The 22,718-nt window shown below is 66.6% G+C and carries 17 protein-coding genes and 1 tRNA gene; 14 read left to right on the top strand and 4 right to left on the bottom strand.

The annotated features are described in order from the left end of the window. Positions 1-75 precede the first annotated feature (75 nt). Both ABY42_RS08435 and ABY42_RS08430 read left to right on the top strand, forming a co-directional pair. Positions 76-636, top strand: a complete 561-nt coding sequence (locus ABY42_RS08435; RefSeq protein ID WP_004041616.1) for a TATA-box-binding protein — start codon at positions 76-78, stop codon at positions 634-636. Positions 637-721: 85 nt separating this feature from the next. Beyond that, positions 722-1,504, top strand: coding sequence for a helix-turn-helix transcriptional regulator (locus ABY42_RS08430; protein WP_231608251.1), 783 nt, complete (start codon positions 722-724; stop codon positions 1,502-1,504). A gap of 175 nt (positions 1,505-1,679) precedes the next feature. Here the strand turns inward: ABY42_RS08430 and ABY42_RS08425 are convergent, their stop codons facing one another. Continuing rightward, positions 1,680-2,885 (bottom strand): Cdc6/Cdc18 family protein, encoded by a 1,206-nt coding sequence (locus ABY42_RS08425; RefSeq protein WP_004976536.1) that lies wholly within the window; start codon positions 2,883-2,885, stop codon positions 1,680-1,682. Positions 2,886-4,302: 1,417 nt separating this feature from the next. On the opposite strand from ABY42_RS08425, the gene ABY42_RS08420 reads away from it, so the two are divergent. From ABY42_RS08420 to ABY42_RS08410, 3 genes are all read left to right on the top strand, one after another. Then, on the top strand, positions 4,303-4,785 hold the full coding sequence (locus ABY42_RS08420; RefSeq protein WP_004976537.1) for a hypothetical protein: 483 nt from the start codon (positions 4,303-4,305) through the stop codon (positions 4,783-4,785). A gap of 81 nt (positions 4,786-4,866) precedes the next feature. Continuing rightward, a complete protein-coding gene (locus ABY42_RS08415; RefSeq protein ID WP_050459185.1) occupies positions 4,867-6,909 on the top strand; it encodes a DEAD/DEAH box helicase in 2,043 nt (680 codons plus the stop codon). A gap of 74 nt (positions 6,910-6,983) precedes the next feature. Continuing rightward, positions 6,984-7,057, top strand: a tRNA-Tyr gene (locus ABY42_RS08410). 320 nt (positions 7,058-7,377) lie between these two features. On the opposite strand, the gene ABY42_RS08405 is transcribed toward ABY42_RS08410, so the two are convergent. Further along, a complete protein-coding gene (locus tag ABY42_RS08405) occupies positions 7,378-7,743 on the bottom strand; it encodes a 2Fe-2S iron-sulfur cluster-binding protein (RefSeq protein WP_050459184.1) in 366 nt (121 codons plus the stop codon). A 169-nt stretch (positions 7,744-7,912) separates the two neighbouring features. Between ABY42_RS08405 and ABY42_RS08400 the strand changes: the two genes are divergently transcribed. From ABY42_RS08400 to ABY42_RS08365, 8 genes are all read left to right on the top strand, one after another. Then, complete coding sequence (locus tag ABY42_RS08400) at positions 7,913-8,191, top strand: hypothetical protein (RefSeq protein WP_050459183.1); 279 nt, start codon at positions 7,913-7,915, stop codon at positions 8,189-8,191. Positions 8,192-8,344: 153 nt separating this feature from the next. After that, positions 8,345-8,728, top strand: a complete 384-nt coding sequence (locus ABY42_RS08395) for an acyl-CoA thioesterase (RefSeq protein WP_050459182.1) — start codon at positions 8,345-8,347, stop codon at positions 8,726-8,728. 149 nt (positions 8,729-8,877) lie between these two features. After that, positions 8,878-9,354: a 6-pyruvoyl trahydropterin synthase family protein gene (locus ABY42_RS08390; RefSeq protein WP_050459181.1), complete on the top strand. Its 477-nt coding sequence runs from the start codon at positions 8,878-8,880 to the stop codon at positions 9,352-9,354. After that, positions 9,354-10,127 carry a 7-carboxy-7-deazaguanine synthase QueE gene (locus ABY42_RS08385; RefSeq protein ID WP_050459180.1) on the top strand — a complete coding sequence of 258 codons (774 nt, stop codon included), beginning with the start codon at positions 9,354-9,356 and terminating at the stop codon, positions 10,125-10,127. The genes ABY42_RS08390 and ABY42_RS08385 overlap by 1 nt, the downstream gene beginning before the upstream one ends. Positions 10,128-10,220: 93 nt before the next feature. Next, positions 10,221-10,955, top strand: a complete 735-nt coding sequence (gene queC, locus ABY42_RS08380) for a 7-cyano-7-deazaguanine synthase QueC (RefSeq protein WP_004976544.1) — start codon at positions 10,221-10,223, stop codon at positions 10,953-10,955. Between the two features lie 96 nt (positions 10,956-11,051). Then, a complete protein-coding gene (locus tag ABY42_RS08375) occupies positions 11,052-11,804 on the top strand; it encodes a class I SAM-dependent methyltransferase (RefSeq protein ID WP_050459179.1) in 753 nt (250 codons plus the stop codon). 130 nt (positions 11,805-11,934) lie between these two features. Then, the gene (locus ABY42_RS08370) at positions 11,935-12,816 is read left to right on the top strand and encodes a DMT family transporter (protein WP_050459178.1); all 882 of its coding nucleotides are present in this window, start codon (positions 11,935-11,937) and stop codon (positions 12,814-12,816) included. A 139-nt stretch (positions 12,817-12,955) separates the two neighbouring features. After that, entirely contained in the window at positions 12,956-15,094 is a 2,139-nt protein-coding gene (locus tag ABY42_RS08365; protein ID WP_050459177.1) for a hybrid sensor histidine kinase/response regulator, read from the top strand. 28 nt (positions 15,095-15,122) lie between these two features. Here the strand turns inward: ABY42_RS08365 and ABY42_RS08360 are convergent, their stop codons facing one another. Both ABY42_RS08360 and ABY42_RS08355 read right to left on the bottom strand, forming a co-directional pair. Continuing rightward, the gene (locus tag ABY42_RS08360; RefSeq protein ID WP_049968550.1) at positions 15,123-15,608 is read right to left on the bottom strand and encodes an SRPBCC family protein; all 486 of its coding nucleotides are present in this window, start codon (positions 15,606-15,608) and stop codon (positions 15,123-15,125) included. Positions 15,609-15,690: 82 nt separating this feature from the next. Further along, positions 15,691-20,226, bottom strand: coding sequence for a glycoside hydrolase family 15 protein (locus ABY42_RS08355; protein ID WP_050459176.1), 4,536 nt, complete (start codon positions 20,224-20,226; stop codon positions 15,691-15,693). A gap of 174 nt (positions 20,227-20,400) precedes the next feature. Between ABY42_RS08355 and malA the strand changes: the two genes are divergently transcribed. Beyond that, the gene (gene malA / locus ABY42_RS08350) at positions 20,401-22,434 is read left to right on the top strand and encodes an alpha-amylase MalA (RefSeq protein WP_269433802.1); all 2,034 of its coding nucleotides are present in this window, start codon (positions 20,401-20,403) and stop codon (positions 22,432-22,434) included. The last annotated feature ends 284 nt before the right edge of the window (positions 22,435-22,718 follow it).

Here is a 22,718-nt window from a genome sequence, read left to right as displayed (position 1 = left end):
GATAGAATCGACCCGTTGAAGTCGGTTTATAACGGGTCGCTTTATAAGGCCGGAGGTACGATTCACGTGCGAGCAATGAGTGGGCCGGCAGACTCCATCGAGATTCAGAACGTAGTCGCATCGACCGGGATCGGTCAGGAGCTCGACCTCGAAGCCCTCGCCGACGACCTCCCCGGTGCAGATTTCAACCCGGACAACTTCCCGGGCCTCGTCTATCGCACCCAGGACCCGAAAGCCGCTGCGCTCATCTTCCGCTCGGGGAAGATCGTGTGCACGGGCGCAAAGAGTATCGACGACGTGCACGACGCACTCGGAATCATCTTCGACAAGCTCCGCGAGCTGAAGATTCCCGTCGATGACGAGCCAGAGATAACCGTCCAGAACATCGTCTCCAGCGCGGACCTCGGACACAACTTGAACCTGAACGCGCTGGCTATCGGACTCGGTCTCGAAGACGTCGAGTACGAGCCCGAGCAGTTCCCCGGCCTCGTCTATCGGATGGACGAGCCGAAGGTTGTCATCCTGCTTTTCGGTTCCGGGAAAATCGTCATTACCGGCGGAAAGCGGACCGACGACGCGGAGACCGCGGTCGAAGAGATCGTCGAGCGCATCGACGCGCTCGGACTGCTCGGATAGACGCTCCCGAACTATCGATTTTTCGCCGCGTTACGGACCTGAACACCCGCAAGTGTAAAATACGGAACAGTCTAACGGATGGCACATGAGTGCGCGGGAGGACGTTGCGTTCCTCGTCGGGTCGCAAAGCAGGGAGGCTATTCTCCAAGCGCTGGCAGTCGAGCCGCGTCGGCCAACTGACCTCGCGGACATCTGTGACTGTGCGAGGGAGACGGCACAGCGGACACTCGCAGGGTTCTGTGACCGCGGATGGGTCAAAAAGACCGAGGGAGTCTACCATCTCACCGCGGGTGGCGTGATGGTCCACGACCAGTACGCGGAGTTCATCGGTACGGTCGAGTGCGCCGATAGAATGAGCGAGTTCCTGGCGAACGCCGCGGAAATCTGTGAGGGCGCACCGCCCGGCGTCCTCAGCCAGATGAATATCACCACCGCTGCCGACAACGACCCTCACGCACCGCTCAACAGATACCTGACCATCGTCGGGAACGAGCCGGTCGACCGCTTCCGCGGTGTCACGCCCATCGTGAGTCGGGTGTTCAACGAGTCGGCCAAAGACGTATTGGGCCCGGACACGCGGATGGAACTCGTCGTCGACCGCGACGTCCTCGAACGGTCGATGGACGCCTACCCCGAGTCGTTCGAGCGCGCACAGGACCTCGACCAGTTCGAACTCCGAGTCACCGACGAAGACCTCGACTTCGGCCTCCTACTAGTCGACGGCCACGGAGTCGTCTCTGCCTACGACGAACACGGTAACCTGACGTCCCTCGTCGACGGTGACGCCCCGGAGGTCGTCTCGTGGGTCGAGAGCCTGTACGAATCCGTCTGTTCGACATCAATCCCGCTCGAACAACTGGAATCGTGACTCGCCCTCGACAACCGATGGTGTGACCGGTCCGGTCACACGTGATAATTCCAATCACATACTACTGCAATAAAATATAAGAGGTCGCTCGACAGAGGTGTACTTGCAGCGGTGCAGCGTCCCCCACTAGGCGATTCGGCCCTTACGTGCTTTCGGTCGGTCCCCTGATTCCCCGTCAGGTGTCCGCGTTCTCGGTGAGAACGTCTTTCACTACGTCCGGGTCTTCGAGCAGTTGGTGCTTGGTGTAGCTTCCTTCCGCACTTCCGCCGCTGTGTTTCGACTGTTCGATGATATCGAGAAAGGCGTGTTCTTTCAGCAGGTCGCGGACCCGCCGAAGCGACAGGCTATCGGAACCTTGCTGCCGACAGATGTTCTCGTAAACCTCGTAGACGCGGCTCGTCCGGAAGCCATCCTGCTGTTGGTTCGAAAGCGAGAGGATAGCCAGCGCTTGTAACACGTAGCGAGAGTGCGGCGTCGACCCGCGAATCAACTCGCGGAAGCGGTCGGTCTCCGCGCGCTGTCGCGCCTGCGTGACGAAGTTCTCTCTGACCGTGCTCGCGCCCATAGACTGGGCAATCTCACCCGCGTATCGCAGGATGTCGATAGCCTTCCGCGCGTCCCCGTGCTCGCGGGCGGCGAGCGCCGCGGCCCGTGGAATCGTCGACGGGTCCAACACGCCGTCGCGGAACGCGTCGCTGCGCGCGTCCATGATGTCGCGAAGTTGGTTCGCATCGTACGGCGGGAAGACGAATTCGCGCTCGCAGAGGCTGGATTTCACCCGCTCGTCCATCCGGTCTTTGTACTGGATCTTGTTGCTGATTCCGATGACGCCGAGCTTACAGCCGGCGATTTTGCCGGCCTCTCCCGCCCGCGAGAGCTGCATGAGGATGTCGTCGTCGCTCAGTTTGTCGATTTCGTCGAGGATGATGAGGACGACGTCGTACAGCGAATCGAGGATGCGCCACAGTCGTTTGTAGTACGTCGACGTCGAGAGTCCCTTGTCGGGGACTTTGATTCCGGTAATCGCGGTGTCGTTGACGCTGTCGGCGATAGTCTGGACGGCCTGCGTCTCGGTCGTGTCCTGCGCGCAATCAACATAGGCGAACGTCGCTTTCACTCCCTCTTCTTCGGCCGTCTCGACGAGTCGCTGGGAGACGTACTTCGCACAGAGCGATTTCCCCGTCCCCGTCTTCCCGTAGATAAGGACGTTGCTCGGGCTCTGTCCGAAGATGGCGGGGTTCACCGCGGTCGCGAGATCCGAGATCTCGTCGTCGCGACCGACGATGCGACCCTCCCCCGGGAGGTGGTTTATCTCCAACAACTCCTTGTTGGCGAAGATGGGGTCCTCCCGGGTGAAGAGGTCGTCGCTGGCGTTAGGCATGTTCGCAACACACCACGTTTCCGGTGAAAGGACTTACCATTCGACCCAGCACACACACACCACGTTTCCGGTGAACGACCACGAACCCCGGTTTCCCGTCCACACGAAACGCAGGTATTGATTCACCGGAAACACGGTGTGAGGGAGTCTACCTGACCCGGCGAGGGTCGAGGAATCTCGGCTCGTCTCTCGTCCAGTGACGAGGTCGAAAGCGAAGGCGAGCCCCGAGAGTCCGGCAATATCGGTGGTAGCTACCCTGGACGTGCTCGTTGTCGCCGTGACAGAACTCAATGAACGTCGCCCGCGGTAACCGTCGATACGACCAGTAGAACAGGTACTCAGAGACCCGCAAGCTCCGATAGGGACGGTTAGAACACCGAAAACACGCGTCTCAGGACGTGTCGTTCCGGTCGACTAATACTCGAGTTCCGAGTATAGTCGTGTTTGCGAGTGTATCAATGGTCGGTAACACAAATAAACTATTTAACTATTGTTATACGTGGGCTCCTCTACCACCGACACGGAGAAAGTGGTCAGTTGACCGTCAGAAGTTGACACAGTCCAGTCGCTCACCGGAAACGCGGTGTCTCACACCGTTCCGGGGGTTCGAGCCGATATAGATGGTATAGCGTCTCTCGCATCGCATTTCACCGGAAACGTGGTGTGTTGGTAATAAGTGGACCGATTCACTTCAGGCCGAAAACCACGGAGAAGGAACGGGCGTCACCTGCCGCTGTTCGGCTCGCTCCCTACCGAGAGACGCTCGGGCCAGTTCATCGGAAACGTGGTGTGCGCGTGACTCCGTTCCCGTAGCTCACCAGCGAGTCGACACCTATTCCGACGTGATTACTGCCTCCCTCCACCGCGTCGTATTTCACCGGAAACGTGGTGTCTGTCAGCGCTGCTACGTTCTCCGCTCGGTCGGTTGGCAGCGGCTGACTCGGGAATCGGCTGACTTCGAAGCGGGACCACCGCTGCAACGGCTGCTGATGCGACGTTCAGCCGATGCGGCGTTCGGACGACGCGACGTTCAGCCATCGGTCTCGACCGGCGGTCCCAACACTCGCGGTTCGAGGTATCCTCGCCGTCGAGGTCGGATTTCAGCCTCGTATATTTCGACCAATTCACCGGAAACGTGGTGTCTCTGACCGTCTCACGCGGAGTTGCGATTCACCGGAAGCGAGGTGTGGTACTTCCCGCGGGAACGGGTCGGTAACTGACCGGTGCCGACCGACTGCAGTCGCCGACTTTTGTCGAGGTCTACGACTCGCGTTTCGTCCTCTCGTTCACCGGAAACGAGGTGTGCATGCGACTCACGCGCACCCCCGCTCGTCCACGCTCGGAACGTTCTCCCGCGACGGACTGTGTCGATAGCGTGGCGTCAATGCAATTACCCAGGGGAACGAACCGATACCGTATGCGTGCGCTCAGTCGCGTGTGGGTGCGCCTCAGCGAAGCCGTGTCGGGCCGAGGGAACGACCGAGAGTGGTCCCTCGAACGCTCCCGTTCGACGGAGACGCGGTGGTCTCGTTCGGGAGAGCGAGTCGACTGCTTCCGGTTCGACGACGGTTACGTGACCACCGTCCACTACGAAGACCGCGGGGTCACGTGGCAGTTGACCCCCGGACAGGTCCCGCTCGCGAGCGCGCTCGCGATGGCGAAACTGTACCTCGAACACGAACTGACTCCGCAGACCGACCCCGAGGGACGTCCGTTCGTCGGCCTCACCGAACGCGGTCCGGTTCAGGTGTTCGAGGAGATTCCGCCCGAACCGGTCGAATACGTCTACCTCGACGGCGTCCGGACGCTCGAGGAGTTCCCGGAGTTCCTCACCGTCAGCGACGACTTCAGGTCCGTGTTCGACCGGATGGCTCCGGCGCAGTCGAGTACGTCCCGATAGTCGAAACCGCCTCGTTCTCGATAGTGCGAGTCGCTCTCGGTGTCGCAAGCCGTTTCCCCGTCGCGGCCGTACCCGCCTTCGATGACTGCCGAGGACGGGGACCCGAGTCCTCCCGACGGAGACGCCGAGACCGACGAGGCCGACGCCTCCGCAGACGTGCTCGACCGACTGGCAGACGCGACCGATGCGTCGCCAACCGCCGCCGAGGGGGCGAGCGAGGCCGACGACGGCGTCTCGCTCGCGTCGTTCTACGAGGCGCTCGAATCAGAGGGCCGACCCGTCGTGACCGCCCAGCAGGTCGCGCGGCGTCTCGGCGTCTCGCAGGCGGACGCGATGGACGGACTCGACGCGCTCGCCGACGCCGGTCGGGTCCAGCGGGTGAACGTCGAGACCGACCCGACCGTCTGGTATCCGACCGAGTGGGGCGAACTCGCCTCGCGGGAGCGGGTCGTTCTCTTCCCGAAGCGCCGCGAAATCGTCGTCGACAACCCGACCCAGTACACGCGGGCGCGACTCTCACAGTTCGCGCACCTCGTCGATACCACCGGCGACCGCGAGGGAAGAGGCCGAGGCTACCTCTATCGAATTCGGCAGGAAGACGTGTGGCAAGCGCCCTTCGACGACGTCGACTCGCTCCTCTCGATGCTCCGGTCGGTCCTCCCCGAGCGGTCGCCGCACCTCGAAGCGTGGGTCGAAGACCAGTGGAAGCGCGCCCACCAGTTCCGCCTCTACTCCCACGAGGAGGGGTACACCGTCCTCGAAGCGGCCACGGAGAGCCTCATGGGCAACGTCGCCCTCCAAAAACTCGACGACGACCACGTCTACGCGCCCATCTCGGACACGGAGGCGTGGGTCAGAGACGAGGAAATCGCGGCGATAAAGCGCATCCTCTACGATTCGGGGTACCCCGTCGAGGACGACCGCGACCTCGAAGAGGGCGAGGAACTCGACGTCTCGCTTCACGTCGACCTCCGCGACTACCAGCGAGACTGGGTCGACCGATTCGTCGACCAGCGCGCTGGCGTCCTCGTGGGTCCGCCCGGTGCGGGGAAGACCATCGCTGGTATCGGCGCGCTCGCCGCGGTCGGCGGCGAGACGCTCGTTCTCGTCCCGAGCCGCGAACTCGCCCGCCAGTGGCGCGAGGAACTCCTCTCGACGACCGACCTCGACGCCGACCAAATCGGCGAGTACCACGGCGGCGCGAAGGAGATTCGACCCGTCACCATCGCGACCTACCAGACCGCCGGGATGGACCGCCACCGCTCGCTTTTCGACTCGCGTCGCTGGGGGCTCATCATCTACGACGAGGCCCACCACATCCCCAGTCGCGTCTTCCAGCGGAGCGCCGACCTCCAGTCTAAGCACCGCCTCGGACTGTCGGCGACGCCCATCCGCGAGGACGACAAGGAGGCCGAGATTTTCACGCTCATCGGTCCGCCTATCGGGACCGACTGGGGGAAGCTCTTCGACGCCGGTTACGTTCAGGAGCCGGAAGTCGAGATTCGCTACGTGGGCTGGGGCGACGACATGGCCAGAAACGAGTGGGCCTCCAGCGACGGCCGCGAGCGGCACATGCTCGCGGCGATGAACCCCGGGAAGATATTCGAGATTCGTCGGCTCCGCGCCCGCCACGCCGACTCGAAGACGCTCGTCTTCGTCGACTATCTCGACCAGGGCGAGGCGATTTCAGAGGCGCTCGACGTCCCCTTCGTCAGCGGCGAGACCCGTCACCACCGCCGCGAGGCGTACTTCGAGGCGTTCCGAGACGGAGACCTCGACACGCTCGTCATCTCCCGCATCGGCGACGAGGGTATCGACCTCCCGAACGCCGGGCTCGCAATCGTCGCCTCCGGCCTCGGCGGCTCTCGTCGGCAGGGCTCCCAGCGCGCCGGTCGAACCATGCGTCCGACGGGGAGCGCGCTCGTCTACGTGCTCGCCACCCGCGGGACCAGCGAGGAGGACTTCGCCCAGCGACAGATGCAACACCTCGCCGGAAAGGGGATTCGCGTCCGCGAGACGAGTTCTGACGACCTCGACACCGAGGCGAGTGACGGTGACCCCGACTCAGATGGCGAGGAGCCAGTGTCTGCGGACGGTTCGGAGTCGGCGATGTCCGACGAGTAACCGCGCCGTCGTCGGGCGCTTGGCCGCCCGGAATGAGAATTCTTAAGTCTAACCGTAGATTGAGATTCTCTTGACCGCTCTTAGCTCAGCCTGGCAGAGCAGCCGACTGTAGATCGGCTTGTCCCCCGTTCAAATCGGGGAGAGCGGATTTTGCTTGCAAAATCCGGTCGAGCCGGTTTGAGCAGGTCAGTCGCAGCGCGTGAACGAAGTGAACGCGTCGTCTGACTGGGTTCAAATCGGGGAGAGCGGACTGAACTTCAACACCCGCGAGCGTAGCGAGCGGTGTTGAATGTGAAGGACTTCTCGACCCGAGTTGAGCAGCGAGCAACGCGAAGCGTTGCGAGTGAGTTCAAATCGGGGAGAGCGGCCCGTCTGCTCCCGTATTGGTCGGTTCATTCCCTAAGTCTCGCCGCACAGCACCCTCTACACTCTCTACTCCCGACTGCCCCACCGCATCCTCTACACTCTCTACTCCCGCCCACCCCACACCGTCTTCTCGACCAACTCGGCGGTCATCGGCTCGTCGACACGAATCTGACAGGAGAGCCGCGGGTAGCCGAATCGAGCCGCGAGGTCGTCGTGCCAGTGGTCGGCCGTCGGTTCGCTCGAACGAATCCGGACGCCGCACGTGGCACAGAGGCCGCGTCCGCCGCAGTTCGCACGCTTCGTGAACCGTGCGTACGGCGAGATGCCGGCCTCAAGAAGCGCGTCGCGGAGGACGGTCCCGCGTTCGACGCTGAGGTCGGTGACGACCTTGCCGTCGGTGTCGCGGACGTGGACCGTGACGGTCGGACCGGGCGGGTCGCGCTCGGGTCGAGACTCGGAGTCGCCCATCACCCGGTCGTTAGGCCCGACTCGACATGGCTGTACCCCTCTGGTTGGCTCCTCATCCAGCGGACTCACTGACGCCTCTTCGGTGGGTTCCAGCCGTCTATGTAGAGTCCATATCCGAAGATATCAGTATTATAACGGCTTATGCCGGGCGGATTCGTAGGTGAGCGTGATGGTGACCCTCGCGTCCGCGCCGGTGTTGGTGAACGTCCGCGTCGAGATGAACGACCACGAGACGATGACGGTCGAACTGCACGAGACGAACGAAACGCGCCACCTCGTGGCCTACGAGTCAGAGCGCATCCGCGACACCCTGGCGTCCCTCTCCGAGGGCGCTCGCGTTCCGGTCGAGATGGTCCGCGCCGGCTCGCGCTCGAACGTCTGGAAGGCCGTCGCACTCCACGGTCGACAGTCAGCTCCGGCGGACCAGTCCGCTCGGACGGCGAACTGAGGCGTCTGCGGTCCGTCTTCCTCCCCGCACTCGCCCCGCTGTCTTCTTCACTCGTCTCTCTCCTCTCACCCGTCCCCTCGTCCGCTTTCGTTCACCGGGTCCGCCGGAGACAAACCGTCGGTGCTATACTTCTCGCCTGTGTCGCGCACCGCAATGAGCTTCGTCGCCGAGGTGGAAGTCCGGTTCCGCGACCACGACTCGTTCGGACACGTCAACAACGCGGTCTACGCGACCTACTGCGAGCAGGCCCGCGTCCGCTTCTTCGAAGAGGTGATGGACACTCCGCTTTCCGACCCGCACATCGTCGTCGCGCATCTCGAACTCGACTACCGCGCACCCATCGAGGGCGTCGGTACCGTCGAGGTGGAAGTCGAGGCCGGCGACCCCGGCGGCAAGAGCTTCCCCATCTACTACACGCTCTCCTACGAGGGCGAGGTCGTCGCCACCGGGGAGACGGTCCAGGTCGCCATGGACGGCGAAGGCCGCCCAACCCGCGTCCCCGACCAGTGGCGCGAGGCAATCGCGCACCAACCGTAGCTCGACCGTATCCACTCAGCTCGTCTTCGGGCGGTCACCTACCGTCGGCATGGTTCCTTTTCCCGGGCGGTCCGCGGCTCGTGAGTCGCTGAATTCGGCCCACAGAGCCGAGACAAGAGAATTAAATACTCTCGTGATAATCCCTCAATATGCCTCGGGGAACACTAGAGCACACACAGTCGGTGGAAGCCGACGACGAGACCCCGCTGTCCCGAGCAGGCGAGCGCGTCCTCCACATCGGTCGCGACCGGCCCATCCGCATCAGCGCCGGCCACCGCCTCCTCCACCACGACGGCAAGTGTAGCCGCCCGCACGGGCACAACTACGAGATTTCGGTTCGCGTCGTCGGCGACCTCACGGACGAGGGCTGGGTCGTCGACAAGGGCGTCGTGACCGACGTCATCGACGAGTGGGACCACCGCTTCCTCGTCGAGTCCGGCGACCCGCTGGTCGAGGCGTTCGAGCGCTCCGGCGACGCCGACGGGACGGTCGTCCTCGACGCGCCGCCGACGGCGGAGATGATGGCCGTCGTGCTCGAAGAGAAGCTTCTGTCTGTGCTTCCCGACAACGTCTCCGAGGTCTCGGTCTCGGTCAGCGAAACCTCGGAACTCTGCGCCGGCTTCTGATGCCCGTCTCCGACACCGTCGCCCGTGACGACACCGACGCCGAGGGCGACCGCCTCCCGATAAACGAGCTGTTCGCGTCGTTACAGGGCGAAGGCAAACTCGCCGGCGTTCCGAGCACGTTCGTCCGCACCAGCGGCTGTAACCTCCGCTGTTGGTTCTGCGACTCGTTTCACACCTCGTGGGAGCCGACTCACGCGTGGATGAGCCTCGACGAAATCGTCGCCGAGGTCGAGTCGCGCTCTCCCGAGCACGTGGTCGTCACCGGCGGCGAACCCCTCGTCCACGACGAGACCGACGCGCTCCTGTCGGCGCTCGCCGACGACTACCACCTGACCGTCGAGACGAACGGGACGCTCGAAACCGACGCGCCGGTCGACCTGGCGAGCATCAGCCCGAAACTCGCGTCGTCGACGCCGACGCCCGACAACGCCCCGGCCGACGTGGACCCCGGCGTCTGGACCGAGCGACACGAGAACGCCCGCGTCGACCTCGACGCGCTCGCCTCGCTGGTCGAACACGCGGCGGACTTCCAACTGAAGTTCGTCGTCACCGGCCGCGACGACATCGACGAAATCGAGTCGCTCGTCGCCGACGTGCGCGGCGTCGCGGCCCGCGAAGTCCACGATAGCGACGTGTTGCTCATGCCCGAAGGACAGACCCGCGAGCAACTCGCCCGGACCCGGACCGAGGTCGCCGACCTCGCCGCGGCGTTCGGCTACCGCTACACGCCGAGACTCCACGTCGACCTCTGGAACGACGCGCCCGAGACCTGAGAACCTCCGAAAACACTCCGAACGCACCTCGAACACACTCCGAACGCACCTCGAACACACTCCGAACGAACCCCGAATCATTCCACGACAACGATGACTACCGATACCGATACAGACACCACGTCCGACGAAAAGCGCGCCGTCGTCCTCCTCTCCGGCGGTATGGACAGCGCGACGACCGCCTACGAGGCCAAGGAACGCGGCTACGAACTCTACGCGCTCCACACCTCCTACGGCCAGAAGACCGAGTCGAAGGAGTTCGACTGCGCCCGCGCGCTCGCCGACGAACTCGACGCCCGCGACTTCCTCCACATCGAGACGAGCCACCTGAAGCAAATCGGCGCGTCGTCGCTCACGGACGATTCGATGGCCGTCGCCGACGCCGACATGGACGCCGACGAGATTCCGACCTCGTACGTCCCCTTCCGCAACGCCAACCTCCTGTCGATGGCCGTCTCGTACGCCGAGGCGAACGACTGCGACGCCGTCTTCGTCGGCGCGCACTCCGAGGACTACTCGGGCTACCCCGACTGCCGCCCCGAGTTCTTCGACGCCTTCGAGGCCATGGTCGACGTCGGCACGAAGCCCGACACGACCATCTCGCTGGAAGTTCCCTTCGTCCACGACTCGAAGACCGACATCGCCCGCCGCGGCCTCGAACTCGGCGTCCCCTTCGAGCACACGTGGTCCTGCTACCGCGCCGAGGAGCCGGCCTGCGGCACCTGCGACTCCTGTGCGTTCCGCCTGCAGGCGTTCCAGAACCTCGGCGAGCGCGACCCCATCCCGTACGCCGAGCGCCCGGAGTACGTGGACGCGGACGCGGCGTAGCGTCGCCCCGTGCGCCGCCGACGGGAATAGACTCCGCCCGCCGTTCGACCTGTCTCCCCGTTCCCCTTTTTCACCGCCCTCCGCGAACCTCGCCTCATGAGCGACGAGAAACGCCGAACCGCCGCCCAGTTCGGGAGCGCCGCCGAGTCGTACTTCGACAGCGAGGTCCACCGCCTCGGCGAGGACCGCGAGACGCTCGCGTCGTGGTGCCGCGGCGCGACCCGCGCGCTCGACGTGGCGACCGGGCCAGGTCACACCGCGGGCGCGATAGCCGAGGCCGGCGTTCCCTCGGTCGTCGCGGCCGACGCCGCTCCGGAGATGGTCGCCACCGCGGTCCGCGAATACCCCGTCACGGGCGTCGTCGCCGACGCGGAGCGCCTTCCCTTCGCGGACGATTCCTTCGACGCGGCCGCCTGCCGAATCGCCGCGCACCACTTCCCCGACCCCGAGTCGTTCGTCGCGGAGGTCGCGCGCGTCCTCGAACCCGGCGGCGTCCTCGCCTTCGAGGACAACGTCGCGCCCGAGGACGCGACTCTCGCCGAGTTCCTCAACGGCGTCGAGGTGCTCCGCGACCCGACCCACGTCGAACTCCACCCGGTTTCGCGGTGGCGCGAGTGGTTCGAGGCCGCGGGCCTGTCGGTCGAAGCGGTCGAGACCGCAGCGATACGCCTCGAGTTCGACCCGTGGACCGAGCGGACGAACGTCTCGCCCGACGACCGGGCCGAACTCGAACGCCGCTTCCGCGAGGCGCCCGACGAGGCGAAAGCGCTGTTCGACGTGGTGTTCGACGGCGACGAGGTCGTCTCGTTCGCCAACCCGAAGGCGCTGATTCGAGCCCGGAAGGAGTAGCGCTGTCGGGGAAAACCGGTCCCCGTTCCCGTCCCCGCTTCCCGACCCGTTCCCGTCCCTGTTTCCCGCCGGCCGGCTGCGACTCACCGAGACCCACAAACGGTAAGCGGACCCCCCGCGACGTGGGGGTGTGTCAACGCCCGACTCCGACGCTCCCATCTCGCCGCTCGCGGGCCTCGGCATCGCCGTCCTCGCGGTCAGCACGAGCGCCATCCTCGTGCGCTGGAGCGCCGCGCCGAGCCTGATAAAGGCCTTTTATCGGGTCCTGTTCACCGTGGCTCTTCTCGCGCCGGTCGCGCTCGTCCGCCACCGCGACGCGCTGGCGACCATCTCGGGGCGCGACCTCCTCGCGGCCGGGGGCGCGGGCGTCGCGCTCGCGGCCCACTTCGCGTCGTGGTTCGAGAGCCTCAACCACACGACGGTCGCCGCGAGCGTCACGCTCGTACAGTCCCAACCGCTGTTCGTCGCCGTCGGCGCGTGGGCCGTCCTCGACGAGCGCGTGAGCCGCCGCACCGCCGTCGGCACCGGCGTCGCGCTCGCGGGCATGGTGCTCATGTCCGTCTCCGACTTCCTCACCGCCAGCGGCGCGCCGCGCCCGCTTCTCGGAAACGGGCTCGCGGTCGTGGGTGCCGTGACGGCCGCCGCCTACGTCCTCACGGGCCGGAGCGTCCGAAGCAGGGTCTCGCTCGTCCCCTACGTGGTCGTCGTCTACACGGTCTGTGCCGCCGCGCTCCTCGTCGTCGCGGTCGGCCGCGGCGACCCGCTTACCGGCTATCCGGCCCGCGAGTGGCTCCTGTTTCTCGGGATGGCGGTCGGCCCGGGTATCTTCGGACACACCGTCATCAACTGGGCGCTCGCCCACCTCGAATCGAGCGTCGTCTCCGTCTCTCTTCTCGGCGAGCCCGTCGGCAGTACGATTCTCGCGCTCTTTCTCCTCGGTGAGATTCCCACGCTCCCGACCGTCCTCGGCGGAGCGGTCGTCCTCGGCGGTATCTACGTCAGCGCGTCCTGACCTGTCCCGCCACGAGGGGGCTGTCCAGCCTCCGAATGGCCGTCCGGCGAAGCGCCTGTTCGTCTCCCGTCTCCGAGTCAGTTATCGGCGCTGATAACCGCGTCACAACGCTCATTACGGTGAGCGGTCGCTACTCCGTATGGACGACGGGTCGGGGGCAGACGTACGTGTCCTCCACGTCGACGACGAACCCAGTCTGACGGACCTCGTGTCGATTTACCTCGAACGCGAGGCCGGCGACGTCGACCTGTCGGTCTCGACGTCGAACTCGGGGGCGGACGCCCTCGAACGACTCCGACAGGAACAGGTCGATTGCGTCGTGTCGGACTACGACATGCCCGATATCGACGGGCTGGAGTTCCTCCGCGCGGTCCGTTCCGAACACCCCGACCTCCCTTTCATTCTCTTTACCGGCAAAGGCTCCGAGGAGGTCGCCCGCGACGCCTTCCGCGTCGGCGCGACCGACTACATGCAGAAAGACACCGGCACGGACCAGTACACGGTCCTCGCCAACCGGGTCGTCAACGCCGTCTCGCAGTACCGCGCGAAGGCGGCCTCCGAGCGCTACGGCACCGCCATCGAGGTGCTCGACAGCGGCGTCTACTCGCTCGATTCGTCGGGTCGCTTCACCTCCGCCGACGGCGTCTTCTGCGAGCTCACCGGCTACGACCGGGAAGCAATTATCGGCCGCGAGTTCGCCGACCTCGCCGCCGAGTCCGACGACGAGATTCGCGCGGCCTTCGAGCGGGTCGTCGCCCCTGACGCTCCCGACACGGAACGCTTCGAGACGGTGCTCTCGCCCGGTCCCGCGTATCCGCACGACGACGACCTCCTGTGCGAGGGTCACCTCGCGCTCCGTCCCACCGAGGACGACGAGCCCGCCGTCATCGGCACGCTACAGGACGTGACCGAGCGCCGCCGCCGCCGGAACCGCCTGCGCTACGAGACGCGCCTGAAAGACGCCGTCTTGGACACGTCCACGTCGCTGATGAGCGCCGAGACCGACGAAATCGGCACGAAAATCGAGTGGACGCTCCAGTCCGTCGGCGAGGTGGCCGACCTCGACCGCTGTTCGGTCTACCTCTACGACGACGAGACGAACGTCGCCGCGCTGATGCACGACTGGCGCGGCGGCGACCCGCGCGAGCATCCCGCGCGCGTCGCCCTCGAAGACGCTCGCTGGCTGGTCGAACGGCTCCATCGCTTCGAAAACGTTCGGCTCCACCGAGTCTCGGACCTCCCGCCCGAGGCGTCGGACACGAAGCGCGTGCTCACCGACGCCGAGACCGGCGGCTTCGTCGCCGTCCCGATGGTCTCGAAGTGGGCGCTCGTCGGGTTCGTCGTCTTCGACGTGGTCGAGACGAGTCGGTCGTGGACCGACACCGAGGTCGACCTCCTGCGCTCGGTCGCCAACAACGTCACCCACACGCTGGCCCGCCAGCGACGCGAGCGCGAACTCCAGCGGCAGAACGACCGCCTCGAGGAGTTCGCGTCGGTCGTCTCCCACGACCTCCGAAACCCCCTCAACGTCGCCAAGGGGTTCGTCGAACTCGCCCGCGAGGAGGACGACGTGGCCTACCTCGACCGCGCGCTCGACGGCGTCACCCGGATGGACACGCTCCTCAACGACGTGCTCAAACTGGCCAGACAGGGCCGAAAGGTCGGGGAGACGCGCTCGGTCGCCATCGAGAACGTCGCCGAGCGGGCGTGGAAGGCGGTCGACACCGGCGACGACGCGGTGCTCGTCGTCGAAGACGGCCTCGGGTCCACGCAGGCCGACCAAGGCCGGTTCCAACAGGCGTTCGAGAACCTGTTTCGGAACGCCGTCGAGCATGGCTCGACGGGCAACCAGACTACGTCTGGTGACGCTGTGGAACACGGTTCCACAGGCAACCGGACTGCGTCCGGTGACGCTGTCGAGCACGGCTCGACAGGCCGCCGGGATGCTCCCGGCGACGCCTCCGCAGACGGGGCGTCGAAGGACGCGGCCGACGACCTGACCGTCCGCGTCGGCCCCACCGAGACCGGCTTCTACGTCGCCGACGACGGCCCCGGAATCCCGGTCGACGAGCGCGACACCGTCTTCGAACACGGTCACACGACCTCCGAGTCCGGGACGGGCTTCGGGCTCTCTATCGTCGAGAGCATCGTCGAGGCCCACGGCTGGGACATCGAGGTCACCGCGCCCGAACCTGACCTCGGCGGCGCGCGGTTCGAGTTCGACATCGGCGGCGTCCGCTCCGAGGTCGAACCGCGCTTCTCGCTCAGCGACGACTGAACCGTCGGCGCGTCCGACCTCCCCGTCCCTATTCTTCTTCCAACAGCCGCTTCGTCTCGGCGTGTCGCGCACGGAACATCCCCTCGAAGCCGACGCCACCGAAGACGCCCGCGAGGTCGCCGAGCGGGCCGAACGGTAACTCGTACTCCACGCGGTCTTCGAGAATCGTCTCGTCGCCGTCGGCGACGAACCGGTGGGTGTGGACCCACCGCGAGAAGGGGCCGCCGACCATGTCGTCGCGGAACCACGCCGTTCCCTCGCCCGACTCGCGGTCGAGGATGCGCGAGGTCCACCGCTGGCGCGGGCCGACGCCGAACGGTCGCATCGACATCTCGATTTCCGTCCCGGAAACGAGTTCGTCGGGGTCCTCTTCGCCGTCGGGGCCGCGGACCGACTCGATTTCGAGGTTCATCCACGCCGGGGTGAGCGCCTCCAGTCCGGACACCGCGGAGTGGAACTCCCAGACGCGCTCGAGCGGGGCGGCGATTCGGGTTCGACGCTGGTAGACCGGCATACCCGACCGTTAGGCCGGAGACGGAAAAGCGATGCTGGCGGAATCGAAAAAATCGACCCGAACGAAAGTCGTTCGCGCCGCCTCAGAGCGTGAAGCGCGAGACGGTCGTGCCGGCTTTCGTCAGGTCCTCGTGGGTCGCCGCGGCGACGGTCACCTGGTTCTCGCCGTACTCGATGGCGACTTCGACTTCGAACGTCCCGTCGTCGGGTTCGACGAGCCGGGTCTCGCCGGGCGTCTTGACCGCGACGACGGCGGCGTCGGTCTGGCCGGTGACGACGAGTTTGTCGCCTTTGAAGCGCGTGCTCACGCGGAGCGACGGCCCGCTGGGGCGGTCCGACTCGACGTATCGCTCGCGGAGGAACGCGGGCGTCTCGACGGGTTCGCCGGCTTCGACGCCGTGGGCGAGGCGGATGAACTGGGCCATCGACCACGCCAGCGGCGTCGCGCTGCCGGTTCCCTCGCCGAACTCCCAGTTGTAGTCGGTCGCGTGTTCGCGGTCCCAGACCTGCTCTGCGAGCATGCGGCCGGAGTTGGCGAAGGCGGCCATCGTCCGCAGCAGGTTGTCCGGCGCGAGGTCGCCCTCGTCGGTCCCGGCGAGCAGTTCGTACTCGCCGCGCTCGCCGGTGAAGATCGGCCAGAGCCGACCTTTCCCTTTGGCGTCGACGGACCACGGCGCGCCCTCTTCGTCGCGCTCGCGCTCGCCGTAGCCGTCGCCGTTGTACCGGTAGAACGCCGGCCCGTGGGGCGTATCGACGCGGATGGTCTCGTCGACTTCCTTCACGGAGTTCCGGATTATCTCGTCGTCGGCGGGCTTGATGCCGAGGCGGGTGAGTTCGAGGAAGCCGGCGTCGATTATCTCGCGCTCGTCGAGCGTCGGCCCGTTGTTCGCGAGCGTCCGCAGGTGCCCGGCGTCGGGCTCGCCGTCGCGGGTGACGCGAACGTAGTACGGCGTGTGCGTGTTGCGGTCGGTGCCGGTCCGCGTCGCGGTCCAGTCGTCGACGCGCTCTGTCCAGTCGTCGGCCAGCGCCAGCCAGACGAGCGCGTCCTCGGTGTGGCCCTCGTCCAGCGCGATGGACGCCGCGCAGCCGAGGCCGGCGATTTCGGCCGCGATGGACGACGGCGAGTAACCGGCTTCCTCCTCCCAGCGCTCCTGTGCGGTCGGCGGCCCGTTCCGCGCGACGTAGTCGGCGGAGTACTTGACGTTCTCGTAGTCGTAGGCCACGTCGTCGAAGGCGACGCCGCGTTCTTTGAGCATGTACGCCATCACCTGCGGGAACGAGATGTTGTCCATCTGCTCGCCGCCCCAGCGGGTGCGTCCGTTGAGGTAGGTGTTCTGCGGGATGAAGCCGCGGTCGTCCTGCTGGTAGGTGTAGATGTACTCCAGCGCGTCGATGGCCGTCTCGACGTCGCCGACGGCCTCGAAGACGGTGAAGACCTGATAGAGGTCGCGCGACCAGACGAAGTTGTAGCCGTACCCCTTGGCCTCCTCGGCCGGGACGGCCTCGCCCCACGGCACCGACGGCGAGGCGAGCCCCGCGCCGAGGTAGGTCTTGTCCTCGACCGCCCGCAGGCTCATGAGCGAGGTCTTGTACTGCGCCGCGAGTTCGCCGTCGTCGTCGACCGAGCCGGGGAGCTCCTTGTCGGCGAGGAAGTCGGCCCACGAGTCGGTATAGGCCGCCCGAGCCGTCTCGTAGCCGCGGGTGAGCGCGCCGGCCGCCTCGCCCAGCGCGGCGGCGGTGTCGGCGTGTTCGGCGAAGCCGAGCGCCAGCGTCTCGCCGAGTTCGTCGCCCGTGCCGATGCGCCCGACGAGCACGACGTTCTCGTCGTCGACGCGCTCTTGGGCGCTCGGGAGTTCGCCCTTCGAGAAGAAGTCCGCGAGGTACCGCGAGCCGGCGACGCCGACGGTGGCCCACTCGAACCGGCCGGCGGCGGTGAGCGCGATGGCGACGCTGTACTCTCTTCCGTCCTGGTCGATGAGAAGCGGTTCGTGGCCGTCGCCGGCGTCGAACGCGCCCGCGTCGCGGGCGACGAGGTGATAGCTCCCGAGTTGGCCGAGGCGGATGCCGCGGTCTTTCGTCCCGGTGTTCGCCAGCGCCGTGTCGGCGATGGTGTACAGCTCGTAGTCGTCGCCGTCGATGGACTCGAACTGCACGTCCGCGAGCATCGCGTCGTGTTCGGGGTCGATGACGTACTCGACGGTGAGTTCCCACTCGTGGCCGCGACCGTCGCCCGTCTCGGTGACGACGTGGCGGAAGACGAGCGCGTCGTCGTCGACGATTTCGGCCCGGCGTTTGACCGTGTCCGCGTGGTCGTCCCGCCGGGTCTCGTTGTGAGTGCGCGCCGTGTACTCGTCGTCGGGGTCGGCGTCGACGACGAGGAAGTCGAGCGTCCGGAGGTTCATCAGGTCGACCCGCGGGAAGCGGACCTCGGTCAGCGCGCCCTCGGTCAGGGTGAACCAGACGCGCGAGGGGTCTTCGGCGTAGTGGTCGGCGACGGTGCCGATGCCGTACTTCTCGCCGGTCGTCCACCGCGGTCGGTTCTCCGGGCCGGTCGGCGCGGGCTTCGGCGCGGGGAGCGCGTCGATGTCGGCGAGGATGGCCGTCGTCTCCATCCGAATGGCGTGGGGCCATCCGAGCGGCGTCGCGCTGTCGAAGGTCCCGTCGTCGAACACCTGCTCGGCGAGGTAGCCCGCCTCGGTCGTGAGGGGACCGTCGGGTTGGAGCAGTTCGTAGAGGTTCGTCGCGCGCTCGACGAACCGGCGGCCGTCCTTGCCGATGCGGTCGCAGAGGACGCCGAACTTCGCGGCGGCGTTCGCGCCCCACGCGGTCGAGACGGACCAGACCTTCTCGCCGTCCTGTCCGTCGGCGCGCCAGTAGTCGTCCTCGAACCGGACCAGTCCGGCGACGTCGCCGCGGGGGTTGCGGTAGAGCCCCTTGAGCGTCGCGGCCATGTGCTTGACGAGCCGGTTCGCGGTCTTCGATTCGACCTCCTCGATGTCCGCGTAGGCGTCGATGGCGTCGACGAGGGCGAACGTGGCCGAATCGAGGCGGTCGTCGAGTTCGCCGTTCCGGTCGATGCGGAGGGCGTAGACTTCGCGCTCTTCGGACCACAGTTCGTCGAGCCCCTCGTACACCGCGGTCGCCTGCTCGGCGGCGCGCTCCCGAAGGTCGTCGTTTACGGGCGCGGTGGCGACCGTGGCGTACGCTTGGAGGAACGTCGCGGCCGTGTGCGTGAACCGGCCGCTCATGTTCTCCCACGCGTTCTGACAGGGCTTCGGAAGGCCGTCGGCTTCGAGGCTGCTGTCGAGCCCCGACACGCCGGCGGCGACGGTCGAGCGGATGCGACCGACGAGTTCGTCGTCGAGGTCGTCGCGGCGCTCGGCGAGGAGCGACGCGAGCGCGGCGACGACGCTCGCCGTCTGGTCGGCCTGATACTCCTCGTCGCCGGAGCCTTCGACGCGGCCGTGAGCCCAGCCGGGGGCGACGGTTCCGTCGACGGCCCAGACGCGGTGTGGCCACGTGCCGTCGTCGAGTTGCGTCTCGCAGTAGAACTCAGCGCTCGTCGCGAGGCGGTCGCCGAGCCCGAGGCGGAAGGCGTCGTCGGCGTGCGCGAGCGCCTGCGTGACCTCGGCGTCGTCGCGGAACCAGGTGTAGCCGTAGCCGCCGGAGTGGGCGTAGAACGGGTCGAACTCGGGGCCGGCGATTCGCGCGCCGCTGGGCGCGGTCAGAAGCGACAGCGCCCGGAGGTCGGCGCGGACGATTCGCTCGCGCGGCGTCCCGTCGGGGACGAACACCTCGGCCTGCTCGCGGGCGGCCTCCCGGAGCGCGTCGGCGGTCGCGTGCTGGACCGAACAGTGTCGGAGGTCGGCGAGGGCGTCGGTCCGAGCCATCTCGTTGTGGTCCGAAAGCTGGGTGACGAGAGTCGTCCGCGCGGCGCGGCCCTCCTGTTCGAGCGGGGCGCTGACGACCACGTCGCCAGAGAGGTGGGTGTCCTCGTAGCGTTCGAGGACGGCCTCCCGCGGGAAGTCGAAAGTGTCGTCGGAGAGAATCTCGTCGAACCGCTCGGGAATCTGGCCGCGAACGTCGGTGAGCCCGGTCGACGCGGTGACGTAGTCGTGTTCGTTCCGGTGGAACACCTCGACCGCTTGGGTGTCGTTCGGGCCGCCGGCCTCGTGGATGAGGCGGCCGACCCGCGTCTCTCGGCCCTCGGGGGCGAAGGTGAGAAAGGCGGTCAGGTGGGCGTCGGTGGGAATCGCGCCGCGAAGCTCGACGTGAGTCACGTGGGCGCGACCGAGCGTCAGGTCGTACTGGTGGACGGTGTACTCCCCGGCGTCGTACTCGGTCTCGACGAGGCTCGTCTCCCGGTAGTAGTGCTGTCGCACGGACTCCAACTCGTCGAACCAGTGCGTCTCACCGTCCGCCTCGATGCCGAACCGAGAGCGGTCGATACCGTAGAGGCCCGAAAGCGAAGCAGAGTAATCCCGGAGAGACCCATCGAGGCCGACGTAGACGAGCCGGTCCCCGTGACCGGAGAACGCCCCGTCCGAGGTCCGACACTCCTCTGGGAAGCGTCCGCCCCGGTCGCGTTTGTATTCGTTTAAGGCGGTCCGAAGTCGCATAGAGGTAGACGAGGGTCTCGAACCATAAGTATTGGCCGCCCATCTTGCATCATTTATGCCCGAAAACCGACGAATTCGGGGGACGCCGAGGCGACTCGGTAGAACCCGTCTCCCACCGGAACCTCGGGTCCATCAGGGGTAAACTCAAAGTCACCCGGCACGTTGATTGTGAGTATGCAACACCCAGGACCGCCGCAGTTCATGGCTGTCGGCGAGTCAGTACAACTCGCACCTCGCGACCCCGACCCCGACGCCGACTACTCGTGGCGGGTTCGGAGCGCGCCGGTCGCCAGCAGTCTCGACCTCGAAGAAGACACCGCAGTCGTCCAGTTCACGCCCGACGCGGCCGGCCGCTACGTCGTCGAACTCGACGCGCCCGACGCGACGCACACGCTCACCGTCCGGGTCTTCCCCGGCTCCTACCTGCCCGCCGGCTCCGTCAGGAGCGGCGCGAGCGGGATGAGCGGGATGAGCGGCTACAGCGGACAGAGCGGCTCCGCGCGCCCGACTGGGTTCAGCGGCGGCGCGTCCGGCTCCGGAAGCGGTGCCGGCGACGCCCAGCGGGGACGGGGCGGTCGGCCGCGCATCAGGCTCGACGCGACCGTCGAAGACGGCGTCGTCGTCGTCCGCGCCGACCCGCAACCGAACCCCGACAGCGACACCGACCGCGACGACCTCGTGGTCGAGTTCGTCGTCGACGACCGCGACGACGTGGACGACGCGGCCGTCGAGACCGAGGGCTGGGAACTCCGCGTCCCGCTTTCGGCGGTCGGCGACCGACTCCGCGTCCACGCGGTCGCCCTCGACGAGACGTACAGCGTGCCCGACACCGTCACCGTCGAGCGCGAGGCCGTCGCCGACGGCGGATTCGCCGAGGCGGAGACTGAAGCGGTCCAGACCGACGTGACCGGCCACGCAGACGGCTCCGGCGCGGGAAGCGCGTCCGTCTCCCGTCCCAACGACCCGCCGCAGTGGGCCCGCGAGGTGACGCTCTACGAGATTTACGTCCGCGGCTACGCCTCGGACGTCGAGGGCGTGGACAACACCTTCGAGGCGCTCGAAACCAGACTCGACTACCTCGAATCGCTCGGCGTCGACTGTCTGTGGCTCACGCCAGTCCTCCAGAACGACCACGCGCCCCACGGCTACAACATCGTGGACTTCTACGACATCGCGGAGGACCTCGGCACCCGCGAGGACTACGAGCGGTTCGTCGAGGCCGCCCACGACCGCGGCATGAAGGTGCTTTTCGACCTCGTGCTCAACCACTCCGCGCGCGCCCACCCGTTCTTCGAGGACGCCTACAAGAACCCCGACTCGGAGTACTACGACTGGTACGAGTGGCAGGAGAGCGGCGAGCCGGGCACCTACTTCGACTGGGAGTACATCGCCAACTTCGACCACCGGAACCTCGAAGTTCGGCGCTACCTGCTCGACGCGGTGGACATGTGGGCCGAGGTGGTCGACGGCTTTCGCTGCGACATGGCGTGGGCCGTCCCCGACACGTTCTGGCAGGAGATTCGCGACCGCGTGAAGGCGAAAGACCCCGAGTTCCTGCTTCTGGACGAGACCATCCCGTACATCGCCGACTTCCACGAGGGCATGTTCGACATGCACTTCGACACGACGCTGTACTTCACGCTCCGGCAGGTCGGCCGCGGCGACGAGCCCGCCGAACGGATTCTCGACGCCGTCGAACAGCGCACGCAGGTCGGCTTCCCCGACCACGCGGCGTTCATGCTCTACCTCGAAAACCACGACGAGACGCGCTACATCGTCGAGTGCGGCGAGGACGAGGCGCTGGCCGCCGCGGGCGCGCTCTTTACGCTCCCCGGCGTGCCCATGGTCTACGGCGGGCAGGAAATCGGCCAGCGCGGCCGCCGGGACGCCCTCGCGTGGGACCACGCCCGCGACGACATCCGCGAGCACTACGAGCGACTCATCGAACTCCGCGACGAGACGCCCGCGCTCCGGTACGACGGGACGTTCCGCCGCATCGACTACGAGGCCGACTCCGACAGCGCGGTCGCGTTCGTCCGCGACCACGACGACGGCTCGTACCTCTGTGCGCTCAACTTCGCACCCGGTTCGACCACGGTCGACGTCGGCGACCTCGCGGTCGACGCGACCGACATCGTCTCCGGTGACTCCGTCGCCGCCGAGGGCGGTATCCGCGTCGACGACGTGGTCGTCTGCCCGCTCGCGTAACGTCTCCCGCCCCCGTTTTTGACCGTCTCGCGTCCCGGTTTTCCCGTCTCGCACCCCGGTACCCGCTCATCGTTCGGTCGCCGCTCGGCTTCGACTCCACCTCTGACTCCGTTCGACCCGACCAGCCCGATTCACCATGAGCACGAACTCTCCCACCCCGACCCTTCACGCCGACCGAACCGACGACCTCACCGCGTGGCACGAGGCGGTCGTCTGGCGACGCGACCCGTAGCGACCCGTAGCGACCGCCGAGAACTCACCACCAGATTCATATTCTCAGAGTG

Source organism: Haloferax gibbonsii, from assembly GCF_001190965.1.
Lineage (GTDB): Archaea > Halobacteriota > Halobacteria > Halobacteriales > Haloferacaceae > Haloferax > Haloferax gibbonsii.
Note: the sequence above shows the minus strand (reverse complement) of the source record. Positions and strands in the feature narration are given on the sequence as shown.

Excerpts from the sequence above, each read along its gene's own strand:
- ABY42_RS08435 (WP_004041616.1), top strand. The coding sequence starts at position 76 with ATGAGTGGGCCGGCAGACTCCATCGAGATTCAGAACGTAGTCGCATCG.
- ABY42_RS08430 (WP_231608251.1), top strand. The coding sequence starts at position 722 with ATGAGTGCGCGGGAGGACGTTGCGTTCCTCGTCGGGTCGCAAAGCAGG.
- ABY42_RS08425 (WP_004976536.1), bottom strand. The coding sequence starts at position 2,885 with ATGCCTAACGCCAGCGACGACCTCTTCACCCGGGAGGACCCCATCTTC.
- ABY42_RS08420 (WP_004976537.1), top strand. The coding sequence starts at position 4,303 with ATGCGTGCGCTCAGTCGCGTGTGGGTGCGCCTCAGCGAAGCCGTGTCG.
- ABY42_RS08415 (WP_050459185.1), top strand. The coding sequence starts at position 4,867 with ATGACTGCCGAGGACGGGGACCCGAGTCCTCCCGACGGAGACGCCGAG.
- ABY42_RS08405 (WP_050459184.1), bottom strand. The coding sequence starts at position 7,743 with ATGGGCGACTCCGAGTCTCGACCCGAGCGCGACCCGCCCGGTCCGACC.
- ABY42_RS08400 (WP_050459183.1), top strand. The coding sequence starts at position 7,913 with ATGGTGACCCTCGCGTCCGCGCCGGTGTTGGTGAACGTCCGCGTCGAG.
- ABY42_RS08395 (WP_050459182.1), top strand. The coding sequence starts at position 8,345 with ATGAGCTTCGTCGCCGAGGTGGAAGTCCGGTTCCGCGACCACGACTCG.
- ABY42_RS08390 (WP_050459181.1), top strand. The coding sequence starts at position 8,878 with ATGCCTCGGGGAACACTAGAGCACACACAGTCGGTGGAAGCCGACGAC.
- ABY42_RS08385 (WP_050459180.1), top strand. The coding sequence starts at position 9,354 with ATGCCCGTCTCCGACACCGTCGCCCGTGACGACACCGACGCCGAGGGC.
- queC (WP_004976544.1), top strand. The coding sequence starts at position 10,221 with ATGACTACCGATACCGATACAGACACCACGTCCGACGAAAAGCGCGCC.
- ABY42_RS08375 (WP_050459179.1), top strand. The coding sequence starts at position 11,052 with ATGAGCGACGAGAAACGCCGAACCGCCGCCCAGTTCGGGAGCGCCGCC.
- ABY42_RS08365 (WP_050459177.1), top strand. The coding sequence starts at position 12,956 with ATGGACGACGGGTCGGGGGCAGACGTACGTGTCCTCCACGTCGACGAC.
- ABY42_RS08360 (WP_049968550.1), bottom strand. The coding sequence starts at position 15,608 with ATGCCGGTCTACCAGCGTCGAACCCGAATCGCCGCCCCGCTCGAGCGC.
- ABY42_RS08355 (WP_050459176.1), bottom strand. The coding sequence starts at position 20,226 with ATGCGACTTCGGACCGCCTTAAACGAATACAAACGCGACCGGGGCGGA.
- malA (WP_269433802.1), top strand. The coding sequence starts at position 20,401 with ATGCAACACCCAGGACCGCCGCAGTTCATGGCTGTCGGCGAGTCAGTA.